Source organism: Agathobaculum sp. (genome assembly GCF_034098985.1).
Classification (GTDB): Bacteria; Bacillota; Clostridia; order Oscillospirales; family Butyricicoccaceae; genus Agathobaculum.
The window spans coordinates 1-13,368 of record NZ_JAXEOA010000024.1 but is presented as its reverse complement, the minus strand read 5'-3'; the positions used below and the strand labels follow the sequence as shown (position 1 = coordinate 13,368).

Annotated in this window: 15 protein-coding genes and 1 tRNA gene; 2 read left to right on the top strand and 14 right to left on the bottom strand. The window is 50.8% G+C overall.

The features are described from left to right. From SO058_RS08125 to SO058_RS08115, 3 genes are all read right to left on the bottom strand, one after another. Positions 1-450, bottom strand: coding sequence for a LytTR family DNA-binding domain-containing protein (locus SO058_RS08125; RefSeq protein WP_320842493.1), 450 nt, complete (start codon positions 448-450; stop codon positions 1-3). A 139-nt stretch (positions 451-589) separates the two neighbouring features. Further along, on the bottom strand, positions 590-1,012 hold the full coding sequence (locus SO058_RS08120; protein ID WP_320842492.1) for an HIT family protein: 423 nt from the start codon (positions 1,010-1,012) through the stop codon (positions 590-592). 95 nt (positions 1,013-1,107) lie between these two features. Then, positions 1,108-2,178, bottom strand: coding sequence for an FkbM family methyltransferase (locus SO058_RS08115; protein ID WP_320842491.1), 1,071 nt, complete (start codon positions 2,176-2,178; stop codon positions 1,108-1,110). Between the two features lie 163 nt (positions 2,179-2,341). Here SO058_RS08115 and SO058_RS08110 point away from each other — a divergent pair, with 163 nt between their 5' ends. Together SO058_RS08110 and SO058_RS08105 are read left to right on the top strand one after the other, a co-directional pair. After that, on the top strand, positions 2,342-2,782 hold the full coding sequence (locus tag SO058_RS08110; RefSeq protein WP_320842490.1) for a hypothetical protein: 441 nt from the start codon (positions 2,342-2,344) through the stop codon (positions 2,780-2,782). Between the two features lies 1 nt (position 2,783). Then, on the top strand, positions 2,784-3,635 hold the full coding sequence (locus SO058_RS08105) for a DUF6734 family protein (protein ID WP_320842489.1): 852 nt from the start codon (positions 2,784-2,786) through the stop codon (positions 3,633-3,635). Positions 3,636-3,672: 37 nt separating this feature from the next. On the opposite strand, the gene SO058_RS08100 is transcribed toward SO058_RS08105, so the two are convergent. The 11 genes from SO058_RS08100 to tuf all read right to left on the bottom strand — a co-directional run. Continuing rightward, positions 3,673-4,638, bottom strand: a complete 966-nt coding sequence (locus tag SO058_RS08100; RefSeq protein WP_320842488.1) for a carbohydrate kinase family protein — start codon at positions 4,636-4,638, stop codon at positions 3,673-3,675. 53 nt (positions 4,639-4,691) lie between these two features. Next, positions 4,692-5,204: a M48 family metallopeptidase gene (locus tag SO058_RS08095; protein WP_320842487.1), complete on the bottom strand. Its 513-nt coding sequence runs from the start codon at positions 5,202-5,204 to the stop codon at positions 4,692-4,694. Beyond that, positions 5,191-6,078: a DMT family transporter gene (locus SO058_RS08090; protein ID WP_320842486.1), complete on the bottom strand. Its 888-nt coding sequence runs from the start codon at positions 6,076-6,078 to the stop codon at positions 5,191-5,193. Before SO058_RS08090 ends, SO058_RS08095 begins: the two co-directional genes overlap by 14 nt. A 65-nt stretch (positions 6,079-6,143) precedes the next feature. Further along, positions 6,144-6,230: transfer RNA gene (locus SO058_RS08085), tRNA-Leu, on the bottom strand. Positions 6,231-6,302: 72 nt separating this feature from the next. Beyond that, entirely contained in the window at positions 6,303-7,670 is a 1,368-nt protein-coding gene (locus tag SO058_RS08080) for a sodium-dependent transporter (RefSeq protein ID WP_320842485.1), read from the bottom strand. 11 nt (positions 7,671-7,681) lie between these two features. Then, a complete protein-coding gene (gene tadA / locus SO058_RS08075) occupies positions 7,682-8,179 on the bottom strand; it encodes a tRNA adenosine(34) deaminase TadA (protein ID WP_320842484.1) in 498 nt (165 codons plus the stop codon). A gap of 58 nt (positions 8,180-8,237) precedes the next feature. After that, positions 8,238-9,302 carry a rod shape-determining protein gene (locus SO058_RS08070; protein WP_320842483.1) on the bottom strand — a complete coding sequence of 355 codons (1,065 nt, stop codon included), beginning with the start codon at positions 9,300-9,302 and terminating at the stop codon, positions 8,238-8,240. A gap of 124 nt (positions 9,303-9,426) precedes the next feature. Continuing rightward, positions 9,427-11,667, bottom strand: coding sequence for an SF1B family DNA helicase RecD2 (gene recD2, locus SO058_RS08065; protein ID WP_320842482.1), 2,241 nt, complete (start codon positions 11,665-11,667; stop codon positions 9,427-9,429). A gap of 20 nt (positions 11,668-11,687) precedes the next feature. Continuing rightward, a complete protein-coding gene (locus SO058_RS08060) occupies positions 11,688-11,987 on the bottom strand; it encodes a hypothetical protein (RefSeq protein ID WP_320842481.1) in 300 nt (99 codons plus the stop codon). A gap of 93 nt (positions 11,988-12,080) precedes the next feature. After that, entirely contained in the window at positions 12,081-12,326 is a 246-nt protein-coding gene (locus SO058_RS08055; RefSeq protein WP_320842480.1) for a hypothetical protein, read from the bottom strand. Between the two features lie 126 nt (positions 12,327-12,452). Beyond that, on the bottom strand, positions 12,453-13,368 hold a 916-nt coding region (gene tuf, locus SO058_RS08050), incomplete at its 5' end, for an elongation factor Tu (protein WP_320842479.1).

Here is a 13,368-nt window from a genome sequence, read left to right as displayed (position 1 = left end):
TTAGTAAACCTCCATTACATAGTGGCGAAACGCCTTAATATATTTTCTCGAAATGGTTAAACGCGTTTTCCCTTGTTTTAGCACCGCAACGTAATTTCCGGAAAACTCAGCCTCCACCGAACGCACCTGTCCAACATTGACGAGCACACCTTTGTTAATCTGCACAAACCCAAATGGATAAGCCAATTCTTCCAATTCGTACAGCTTGTGCCGCGTTTCGTAAGCTTCGCCATTCACAAAGCCATATGCTTTATTTCCGTTTGTTTCAAAAAAAGCAACATCGCGAAAGTTATATAAATATTCTCGCCCATCTCTATACAGAAACAGTTTCCCGGTACCAACCGCCGCGTTACATGCCGCAACCAGCTTAGCAACCCGCGGATCACCCGGATTTCCGCGAATCACCACTTCAGGCTCCTCTAGGTCTGTCTGTTCAACGATTATTTTCATAAAAAGTCCCCCTTCTGTTTTCAGTATAGAGAATATGCCGCTTTTTGTCGTGTGTTTTTTCATAAGCGGTCGTTTTCCTCTTGTAAGACGTAAAAAGACGGAACTCAAATGAGTCCCGTCTCTGTCGATGTCATATGGATCAAATGGCCAATTCTCTTTTCAGTGCTTCGATCATTTCCCGATATTCCTCATCTTTCAGAAACACGGGCTGATCGTTCCCAATGGCAAAACTGCCTCCAAATTCAAAGCCGCCCTCATATTTAGGGACAATATGAAAATGCAGGTGCGGATTAGTATCGCCATACGAGCCCAAATTGATTTTTGTACAGCCCCACAGCCTTTGTATAGCGCCGGATGCCGCGGCAAGATCTGCACAAAAATCATTGCGTTCCTGTTCGCTGCACTCAAACAATTCCTTTTTATGCGTACCCAACGCGAGAGCGCAGCGACCCTTGTGCGCTTGGTCCTTAAATAAATACAGCGTCCCGGCTTTCATTTTACCAATCTCGAACATCAGGTTTTCGCGGCCCTCGTGATGCTCGTCGCAATAAAAACATCCCATTTTCATTCTCTCCTTATGATCAATAGTCACGGCCTTATGGCTTGTATCTTATTATACAACGCACTTTCTTGGATTTCCAGCATCCAAAACATTTTTTACTGACAAACCGCATATAAATTTGTATCCCACGCAGGCACATAAGGATGGTGGCGCAGGTAAAGACGGTAGTCCGGGCACACTTCATGGACAAGCAAGGGCAATTCAAAAAAATCCCCACTGCGGTGATAGACCGCAATGTTGAGCTTAGGCCGGCAGGACCGAATGATCGCTTCTGCGCCGCGCAGCGCCTCCCGTTCCGCCCCTTCCACATCCATTTTAAGCAACGTGCACTTTTTGCCTGTCAAAACATGATCTAACGCTCGCATTTGTGTTTTCACGCCCTGGTCGGCAAGCTTTGACTGCCGTCCAGCTCGGGCGGAAAAGGTCAGCTCCGTGTCGCTATGCCAAGCTCCCGCCTGAAGCAGCAAAACTTCTCCAGATAGATTTTCTTCCGCATACACGCATAGTTTGCGGAAATTGCGCTGATCCGGTTCTAGTGCAGTGATGGAAGCGAACCGACCGCTAGTGTAATAAAGCAGTTCCCGAATCGTATCGCCCGTATAGGCACCCAAATCAGCAAAATGCTCCGTCGGACCGGGACGCAACAGATGCATAAACGCGTCCGCCTTAGTGGTTTCACTGTTCCGTAGATATCGCAGCCTGCCGGACAGCTTAAATCGAACCGTATCCAGAAAGACCTCCCTGGAAATTTCGTCGGCCATCAAGTCAAATGCCGCCTGCATCGACTGCTGATTTGTCCGGATAAATTCTTTATCAAACACGATTCCCGGCACGACCGGCACATCCGGCGCTACTACGTCAAAACGCGCATCCAACGCAAATATTTTGTTCAACACTTCAGGACGCTGGGTGGCAAATGCAATCACAACAACGATATCTTCACCGAATCGAGCGATCACTTCACTCAATTTCAAAACTTGAAACCCCCGAAAGCTGTGTCCCCGCACAAATTCATCACTGGCGAACACAGCAGCAGCCTGAATACCATGCTTCCCAAACTCGTGTAGAATCTTATCGGCGCCGTCTCCCATCCCATACAGCACAATTGGCCTATTTTCCTGTGCCAGACGTTCCCAAACTGATTGTTCTAACTGTTCAAAGTGCATTCCTTCGCCTCCTGGTTCCCTTATGATAGCATGCGCTATACGATCTGTAAAGACGGTGGCCGACTTGAAAAAACTTCTGGAAAGCTCCATTTTGCCGTTGCGGTTTGTCAAGCTGTCCAGTATAATTTAAATATACAAGCTTTGGAAGAGGAGGGCGTGCACCATGGATCATGTAAACGGAATCGTGTCCATGGACCCGGATAACCTGCGCGAGGTAGACGGCGTTGTATTTGATCTTACGAGTTATGCGCGCCATTGTGAACCTATTCACGAGCCGGTGCAAGCGTTAGAGACCGCTTCCACCGCCCCCACGCCGATCTTTCCTGCTGACCCTGTGCATCTTGGATGGTATGATGCTGAAGAGGAAAAATCTCGCGTACCAATCATGGGTGGTTGTTTACCTCCCAGTCACGAGATTTTAGAATCGACCGCTCAGGAATCTGTTGTTCTCCGGCGCTTTGTGCCAATTGGGGCTGGTTCCGGTTCGTACCAGACATCGTATACCACTTCCCACCTTACCTCTTGGTCCGGATCGGGTTATGGTTCCATCAATTGGGGTTCCGGCGTTTTTCTGGTTGGCGGATATGGACTGGAGCTGATTTGATATGCAGGCGTTCCATATCAATTGGACGCGGCCTTTTTTTGTGCGAAACTCTGATTCGCCATACTTCGTGGAACCATTTGAATTGTTGACTACCGCGTTATCCGCGCTTTCATGGAGGCGGCATAACGGATCGATTTTGATGATCTGTGACCGTCAGGCGGCTCACTATTATCAGACTCTCGGTCTTTCTTTTTTATGGGACGGTGGCATCCATCCATTACTCGACACCATACCAGAGGATATCAATCCAATGGCCTTTTGGGCGGCCGGTAAATTATTTGCGCTTAGTGCTGTTGCGGCGCCTTGCGTCATGATCGACACAGATTTTATTGTCTGGAAATCGATTTCCGAGCTTTTCACAGGCTGCGACGCTGCAGCGATTCATCGTGAGGAATTGTCGCCGCAAATTTATCCCGGACCGGAAGCGTTCACAAAGGTGCGCCGCTTTGATCTTCACGCCTATGATTGGTCGGTGCAACCGCTGAACACTGCACTCGTTTTTTTGGGAAATGATTCCTTTCGCCGCTACTATACCGATGCAGCTATCACCTTTATGCGCTCGGCTCCTGCAGCTGATGATGTACTGACTTATATGGTTTTTGCCGAACAGCGTCTGTTTGCCATGTGTGCGAAAAAGCAAAACATCCACGTAAAAGCACTCGGTGATCTTCCAGAATTATTTGGCGGCGGGCAGCAGTATTTTACCCATGTTTGGGGCTTTAAACAGCAAATGCGTGATTCTTCAGATCTATATGACAATTTCTGTCTGCGTTGTGCCACTCGACTACGGAGGGATTATCCCGAGGCTGTTTCAGCACTTTCCTCTGTACCGTCGCTTACAAAATTTTTTTAGAAAGCGCCTGCAAACCCCATTGGGTTCGCAGGCGCTTTCATATTTCTGGATATGCACGCCGCAGCTCTGGCAGCGTCGCCATCACTGCGCCTTTTTTCTGCACAGTGAGTGATGCATAGCATGCAGAAAATCGCAAATATTCCGCCAACCGCGCTTCGCCAATCAGGGCCAACCTGTCTGCCGTCAGATCGTCACGCACCAGCTGAAATAAAAACGAACCAATAAATGAATCCCCTGCCCCCGTTGTATCTTTCGCGTCCACCGAAAGCGCATCGCAATAGGCCGTATGTTGAGGCGTATAGGCGGTCGAACCGTTCGCGCCGCGCGTTACCAACACAAGCTTGCATCCACCTGCCAGCATCTTTTTTGCCGCCCGCATCTCATCCTTTTCTCCTGTGACAAACCCTATCTCATCATCCGAGAGCTTGATCAAATCTGCATATGGCAAAAATTCTGAGATGGCTTTGCTACACGCATCCGGCGTACTCCATAGTGGCAGCCGCACATTTGGGTCAAAGGAAATGAACGCTCCTGCTTTTCGCGCCAGTTCAATAGCGCGCAAATGCGCCTTTTTGACTGGCCAGTCCACTAGGTCCACTGAGCAAAAATGCAATGCAGCGCACTTATTAAATATCTTTTCAGTAATTTGCTCAGGACTCAGAAACAAATCCGCAGATGGGTTTCTAAAAAAAGAAAAATCCCGATTACCCGTTGCGTCAAGCGACACGAATGCCAGCCCGGTATATGCGCGGGAAGTCCGAAACACATGTGCAGCATCCACACCGTTCTTTTCCAGCACATCGAGGATATGCGTACCAAAGGCGTCTTCCCCCACCTGCGAGATCATCGCTGCTTCTCCACCTAGACGCGCAACAGCCACAGCTGCATTTGCTGGTGCGCCTCCCACAACGCGTTCAAAGTGCGTGACTTCACTGAGTTTACAGTCCTTTTGTTGTGGCACAAAGTCGATCAAAAGTTCTCCAATCGCAACTACCCGTTTCATTGCTTTTCCTCCATACGAATCAATAGGAATCCCATATGGTTGACACTTTCCTCTCAGCGAAGCAGTTCACGGCGAGAGCGGTAATCAGGCAGCACCGATTCTACCAATGTCCAAAATTGCTGTCCATGATTTTTGTGCAAAATATGCGCTAACTCATGCACCACTACATAATCAATTGCAGCCTGCGGATAATCCATCAGTCGATATGAAAAGCAAAGCCGGTCCTTCACGCTGCAAGAACCAAAACGCGTGCGCGCAGCGGTTATCCGAACGCCAGACGGATACAGCTGCATTACATTAGAATAGTATGATACCCGTTCTGGCAAGATTTTTTTTGCGGAATCAATCCATTCTTTTTGGCGCGCCTCGTCAGGTTCCGGATGTGTACGCCTACGCTGCTTCTGCCGCTCCACAGCCTTTTCGAGCCGCTTTCTATGCTGTTCCACAAACAGACAGATCGCCTGCTCTGGCGCACGGTACGGCGCTCGGACGAGCACATGCCCCTCGCGCGTTACTTCCAGCGCAAGTGTTTTTCTGCGCGAACGGATCAACTCATAATTTGTCACGAATTTTCTCCTGGTTCTCCAAAGTTCGGTTATAGAAAAACACCACCACCGATACGCCGCAAATGATAATATATCCGATGATACTCATCCAATCCGGCATCTGGTCAAATAAGAAGAAGCCTAAAAGCGCCGCAAACAGTATTTGCGTATAATCAAATACGGATATTTCCTTTGCCGGTGCATTGGAGTATGCAAGCGTGATGCCGAACTGTCCCAGAGTGGCAGATAAGCCCGCCGCCAGCAGGCAGGCAAGCTGCGTCCAAGTCATTGGATGATAATCGAACAACAGAAAAGGCAGTGAGACCAACGTGGAAAAAGCGGAAAAGAAGAAAACGATCCGTGCCCCCTTTTCCCTGCGGCTGGACAGTGCCCGAACCGCAGTATACGCTGCACCGGCGCCAACGCCACCCAGCAGGCCGATCATCGCGGGAATCGCATCCGCTGAAAATCCCGGCTTTATAATCAGGAGGCTTCCGCCAAAAGCAAGAAGAACAGCGCAATACTGCACAATCGTCGCCCGTTCCTTTAAAAACAGCAATGAAAACAGAATTGCGAAAAATGGCGATAATTTGTTCAGCATATTGGCATCTGCCAACAGCAAGTGGTCGACTGCATAGAAATTACAAAAGATTCCGACCGTGCCGCACATCGCGCGCATCAATAGCAGTGGGAAATTACCTGGTTCCCATCGAAAGCCAATTTTCTCTTTTTTTAAAATCACTGCGGCGAATATCATTGCTACAAAATTCCGGAAAAAGCTTTTTTGTGTAAACGGAAGATCGCCTGCCATCTTAACAAAGGCGTTCATCATGGCAAAACCAAATGCAGACAGCAAAATAAATCCGATCGCCTTGCTTTTCTTGGATAAAACCATAATTCTCCCCCTTATCAGCACATTATGAAAAAAGCACCCAAGGCGACGCCTTTGGTGCTTTTTGTTGGTGCCGGTGACCGGACTCGAACCGGTACGCTGTCGCCAGCGGTGGATTTTGAGTCCACTACGTCTACCAATTCCATCACACCGGCAGATGTGGTGCAATAACAGTAAATATTATACCGCATTACACCATGAATTTCAAGCTTTTTACGACACTTCCATTAAAAGAACTTATCTTTGATACCAAGCGCAAAAATAATTAGAACGATAATAGGAAGAATGTAGCTCACATAAAGCCGCATGCCATCCCGCACCTTAAGGCCGCCGCCCTCGTTCGCCTCTTCCTTAAAGTTTTTCCAGCCCCAGCCATAGCGGCTGGTGCAAAACAGCAGATAAACCAACGATCCCAAAGGCAACCAAATATTTGATACCAGAAAATCCTCAAGATCAAGCACGGATGAGCCTGCGCCAAAGGGTTGGAATCCGGACAAAACATTATAGCCTAGTACGCACGGCAGCGATAGCAGGATCATCAAACCCACATTCACCACCGCGACTTTTTTCCGGCTTGCGCCGGTCAAATCCATGCCGCAGGACAAAATATTTTCAAAGACGGCCAGCACGGTCGAGAATGCCGCGAATGCCATAAAGACAAAAAACAAACTTCCCCATAGGCGTCCCATTGGGATATGGTTAAAAATATTGGGAAGCGTGATGAAAATCAGGCTTGGGCCGCTGTCGGACGGAACGCCAAACGAGAAGCAGGCCGGGAAAATAATCAGTCCCGCAACGATTGCCACAAACGTATCAAGCAGCGCAACATTGACCGCCTCTCCCAACAGTGCGCGGCCTTTACCAATATAACTGCCGAAAATCGCCATGGCACCAATGCCCAGGCTCAACGTGAAAAACGCCTGATTCATTGCGCCGACAATCGTGGTGCCAATGCCGATTTCTTTCATCCGTGCAAAATCAGGCATCAAATAAAACTTAAGTCCTTCAGATGCGCCGTCCATCATTACGCTGTTGACCGCCAGCACAACCATTATGGCCAGAAGAGCGATCATCATGACCTTGGTGATCCGCTCCAGACCGTTTTGCAGTCCAATGGCGCAAATCCCAAAACCAATAATAACGACTAGTATCATCCACCCAGTCATGACCAACGGCTGGGACAGCATCTCCGTAAATGTGCCCGCTACTTGTTGGGCGGATGCGCCGTCAAATCTTCCAGACGCGGTCAGATAAAAATAATGCAGCATCCAGCCCGCAACCGTCGTATAAAACATCATCAGCAGATAATTGCCGATCATTGCAAGATATCCGTGGATATGCCACTTCTGTCCCGGTTTCTCCAGCGCCTGATAGGCCATAACCGGACTTTTTTGACTTGCACGACCAACAGCGAACTCCATTGCCATGATCGGCAAGCCCAATACCAGCAGAAAAAAGATGTAAAACAGGACAAACGCACCGCCACCGCATTGCCCCGCCATATATGGAAACTTCCACACATTACCGATACCAATGGCACATCCAGCTGAAAGCAGGATGAATCCCAGCCGTGTGCCCAGTCTTTCTCTTTGCATTGCTACCCCTCTTACTGATGTCGTATTTCGGATGACTGCCCAGCATCCAATTTTTTCTTTTTGCGCCGCAATTCCTGAAAAAACGTTTTAAGGATTTTCGCACATTCATCTTCCAGCACACCTGCCACCACAGCGGGCTGGTGGTTATACGGCAGGGTGAACAAATTCGTCAGCGTACCGCATGATCCCGCTTTGGGATCAGGGGCGCCAAAGAATACGGTTTTAATGCGGGCGTTGATTATCGCCCCTGCGCACATTGGGCAGGGCTCGAGCGTCACATATAAATCGCACTTGTGCAGCCGCCAGCCCCCAAGCTTTTTACAAGCTTTCTTAATCGCTTCAATCTCCGCATGATGCAACGCATTTTTTCTGGTTTCGCGTCGGTTGCGGCCTCGCCCTACGATTTTCCCCTCGCATACGACAACTGCCCCAACCGGAACCTCGCCTTCGTCTGCCGCTTTTTGCGCAAGCCGCAGCGCGGCTTTCATATATTTTTCCGTTTCGGTCAACGCCGCAAAGCCTCCCAGAAAAAAGCGCCCGTTTAGAAAGCGGGCGCGTATAGTTAAATTACTGCATCATCTGGCGCTGGCGCGACAGATTCATTGTACCATCTTGCATGCCCTGCAGGTTCTCCAAGCAATTGCCCGTTCCGTAAGCTACGCAAGAAATCGCTTCATCTGCAATATGGGTGGGGATGCCGGTTTTCGAGGCAACCAATTTATCAAAGCCCCAAATCAGCGAACCGCCGCCGGTCATCACGATGCCGTTGGTCGAGATATCACCGGTCAACTCAGGCGGTGTCCGCTCGATAACCCAGTGGATCGCCTCAATAATCGTTTGGGAGACCTCTTCAAGTGCGTCAAGAATTTCCGAAGAATTGACGGTAAACGTACGCGGCAGGCCGGTCATCAGGCAGCGGCCCTTGACCTCCATAGACACCTCTTCCGAACGGGGATACACGCAGCCAATGCCCTTTTTGATGGCCTCTGCCGTGCGGTCGCCAATGAGGGCATTATGCTTGCGGCGGACATATTTCACGATTGCTTCGTCAAACTTATCGCCCGCGATTTTAATTGAGGTCGATTCTACGATGCCTCCCAACGAAATCACGGCGACATCGGTCGTACCGCCGCCAATATCGACGACCATATTGCCATTCGGCTTGGCGATATCGATGCCGGCACCGATAGCCGCAGCCACAGGCTCTTCGATCAGGAACACGCGCTTAGCTCCCGCCTGCGTACCTGCGTCAATGACAGCGCGCTCTTCCACCTCGGTGATTACCGACGGCACGCAGATAACCACGTTAGGCTTAAACAGCCGGAAGCCCTGCACCTTGCGGATAAACTCTTTAATCATCCGTTCGGTCATTTCATAGTCGGAGATCACACCTTCGCGCAAAGGACGGATCGCCACAATATTGCCCGGCGTACGGCCCAGCATTTTCTGCGCGTCCGCGCCTACCGAAAGAATTTTTCCGCTTACCTTATCGACCGCGACGACCGAGGGTTCGTTCAGCACAACGCCCTTCCCTTTGACATAAACCAGCACGGTCGCCGTGCCGAGATCAATTCCAATGTCGCTGGAAAAGAGCGAAAATTTCTTCGCGATTTTTTCAAAAAAAGAACTCATATCCTATTTCATCCTTTATACCGTTCAAACCGGGTGACATTGTTTTTATTATACCCTATCTGTATAGCGTTTTTCAAGGCTATTTGCGAAATATTTGTCATTATAGCGGTTTTTACCGCAACTTTCAGGCCTGCTCAGCGCTTTCTGCGCGAAGACGGGCTTTGAGCGCGGAATAACGCCGCCCTTTTTGATTGTTCCCAACCATATAAGCGATCACCTCGCTGCTGCCAACGATCACAAGCAGTTTTTTTGCGCGTGTGATCGCGGTATAAAGGATATTCCGGGTCAGCAGTTTTCTTGGGATGCCGTTAGAAAGCGCAAGCACGACCGCGTCAAATTCACTGCCCTGCGCTTTATGTACCGTGACCGCATAAGCTAATTCCAACTCACTCAGCATATCATAGGTATAGGTAGCAAAGCGATCGTCAAACCGGACGACCAAGCATTCCTGCTGCGGAAAAATCTGGACGATTTCTCCAACGTCACCATTAAAGATGCCGGCGCCCTGCTCTTCGCCATCCCTACGTTCCCACAAAATATCGTAATTGTTTCGCACCTGCATCACACGGTCTCCCTCGCGAAACAGGATATCTCCGAACCGTTTTTCCAGCTTGTCCTCCTGCGGTGGATTCAGCGCAGCTTGCAAACGACTGTTGAGAGCGATTGTGCCGCTGCCCTGTCGTTTCGCTGGCGACAGCACTTGAATCTGCGACGGTTCAAAGCCGTAATGTTCCGGCAGCCGTTTGGCACATAGCTGCGCAATCGTTTCAATAGTGGAAGCGGCATCCGGTCGCCTCATAATGAAGAAATCGCCGTCAGCCCCCGATGCGGCCGGCATCTCCCCTGCATTGACTGCATGCGCGTTCATCACAATATTGGACTGCTGTGCCTGCCGGAATATCTCTGTCAGCTGAATGGTCGGCACCCGATGGGAACCGATCATATCACGCAGAAAATTTCCCGGGCCGACAGGCGGCAGCTGGTCTGCATCACCCACCAACACCAGCCGCGCGCCAAACGGCAGCGCTTCGACCAGCGCCTGCATCAGGGTGATATCCACCATAGAGACCTCGTCAAGAATGACAGCGTCGCATTCCAGCGGATTAGTGAGGCAGCGCTGAAAGGCCGTCCGTCCGCCAACCACATACCCCGCTTCCAAAAGCCGATGAATGGTTTTCGCCTCCATGCCGCACAGTTCAGATAGGCGTTTGGCCGCGCGCCCGGTCGGCGCTGCGAGGAGGGTAGTTAATCCCAGCGACTCAAAAACCTGCAGGATGCCGCGAACAGTCGTCGTTTTTCCCGTTCCCGGCCCTCCAGTCAAAATTACTAACCCATTTTTCGCTGCGGTAGCGATCGCCTGTTTCTGCTTTTCGGAAAACGGGAACTCGCTGTCCAGCTCAAGTGCACTCAGCAGCACGTCCACATCAAATTCATACTCGAAATTGCGTTCCGCCATATTGCCCATCGTCTCTGCAAGAAAAGCCTCAGCATCGTGAATCGTACGCAGATATACCGCGTCCCGCCCAGCAATATGTTCACGTACCAGCTTTCCGGCATCCGCCAAACGTTCAATGCTCGCCATCGCCCTATCTTCTTCAAAAACCACATCATCTTCGCTAAGCAACATGCACACAGCGGCCACAAGTTTTTCAACTGGGATAAACGTATGTCCGTTATCCAGATTGAACGACAGTGTATAGAGTACGCCTGCATCCGCGCGTTCGTCAGACAACAGAGACAAACCTAAATTAAACGCCAACGCGTCGGCTATTTTAAAATCGACTTCATAATAAGCGTCGCACAACAAATATGGATTTTCACAAAGAGCATCGATCGCATCGACTCCAAGCCGTTTGTACAGCAACGGCGTTAACGACACAGGCAGCGCATGCTCATTTAAAAAATCCATTAATAGCCGCATTTCACTTTGCTCAACAAACTGCCGGCCGATCTCCCGCGCTTTTTTGTCTGTAATCCCGCGAATTTCCGTCAGGCGCTCCGGTTCGTGAGTAAGTACATCAAACGTATCTTCCCCAAACTTTTCCGCGATGCGCAAAGCCAGCCGCTGCCCGATTCCGCGGATGAGCCCGGAGCCAAGATATTCAGCGATCCCCCGTATTGAAGACGGCAGCCGGCGTTCAAAGGCTTCTGCAGCAAACTGTTCGCCATAGGACGGATGGGTCGTCCAAAACCCGGTTAAAAGCACCTGCTCGCCCAGTCCGATGTTGGGGAAGGTGCCGGTAGCGGTCACCTCCCCACCGTCCTCCTCAGACACTAGGCGCAGCACGGCATAGCCATTTTCCTCATTATAGAAAACGATCTGCTGCACCGTGCCGCGGATCATGACATATGTTCTTTCGTCCACTTGCCGTTCCCCATTCGTCCTTAATCCAAATACATGATATCCCGCCGCGCGGCCAAATGCTTTGCAATGTTCTGTCCCTGCCCATTGCCAATCTCAACAAAGGTCACGGACAATCCGGGCAGGTACTGCTTGCGGATGCGCAGCGCGGTCATAATCAGCTGCTCGGAAGCAGCGTCGCAGCCATCGCCGTATAAAGTCAGTTCCGCGCTGCCCCGCTGCCGCAAAACGCGTTGAAAAATCAAATCATACGCTGTATGCAGCACTGTGTACAGCCCGACCGCAGCAAAAACGGCGAGCACGGTTTGCCAGAAAACAGACATGGTTTTTCCCTCCTGCTTTCAGGCTATGCCCGCGCTCGCCGCCGGGTGACCTTTTCTGAACCCTATTCTACCACAATCAGCCGCAAAAGTAAATCAAAGCTGATGCTCACCACACCAGTCGCGCAGATCCTCGCTGTTGGCTCCTTCGATCGGGTGGGCGCGTCCGCAATCGCGGTCGTGCGGCCGCAATGCTTTTCCTGCCGGGCATGTCTCGTCTCCCTCGGAAACATCCAACCCCATATTACGCGCGGCAACGCTCGGCTTGCTCAGCTTCATCCATTCAATGTTCTTTTTAGCTGATTCCAATTGCTTTTCGGTAACATCATCATGCTTGTTCATAGAAAATCCCTCCTTGCTGCTATTTTGCCGCAATCGGTCTGAAAATAGCGGTATCAATAGACGGTATTTTCTAATCAAGTTGTATAAAAAAAACTCCCGTTCCGAAGAACGGGAGTTTTTGAAAAATTACTCGTTGATCTTGGTAACAACGCCAGAACCAACCGTGCGGCCACCCTCACGGATAGCGAAACGGAGTCCCGCCTCGATCGCAATGGGGGTAATCAGCTCAACGTCCATCTCAACGTTATCGCCAGGCATGCACATCTCAATGCCCTCCGGCAGCGTGATAACGCCGGTAACGTCAGTGGTACGGAAGTAGAACTGGGGACGGTAGTTGTTGAAGAACGGAGTATGGCGGCCGCCCTCTTCCTTCTTCAGCACGTAAACCTGACCGTGGAACTTGGTGTGCGGGTGAATAGAGCCGGGCTTAGCCAGAACCTGGCCGCGCTCAATATCGGTCTTCTGGATACCACGAAGCAGGGCGCCGATGTTGTCGCCAGCCTCAGCGTAGTCCAGCAGCTTGCGGAACATTTCGATACCGGTAACAACCGTCTTGCGGGGAGCATCCATGAGACCTACGATCTCAACTTCCTCGCCCATGTTCAGCTGTCCGCGCTCAACACGGCCGGTAGCAACGGTGCCGCGACCAGTGATGGAGAATACGTCCTCGACCGGCATGATGAACGGAAGATCAGCCTTACGCTCAGGGGTCGGGATATACTCGTCAACAGCCTTCATCAGCTCCTGGATGCAGGCATACTCGGGAGCATTCGGGTCATTGGATTCGCAGGTCAGTACGCCCAGCGCGCTGCCGCGGATTACCGGAACGTCGTCGCCCGGGAACTCGTAGGAAGACAGCAGATCACGGATCTCCATCTCAACGAGGTCGAGCAGCTCAGCGTCGTCAACCTGATCGACCTTGTTCATGAAAACAACGATCGACGGAACGCCAACCTGACGGGCAAGCAGGATGTGCTCGCGGGTCTGCGGCATCGGGCCGTCAGCCGACGAAACAACGAGGATCGCACCGTCCATCTGCGCG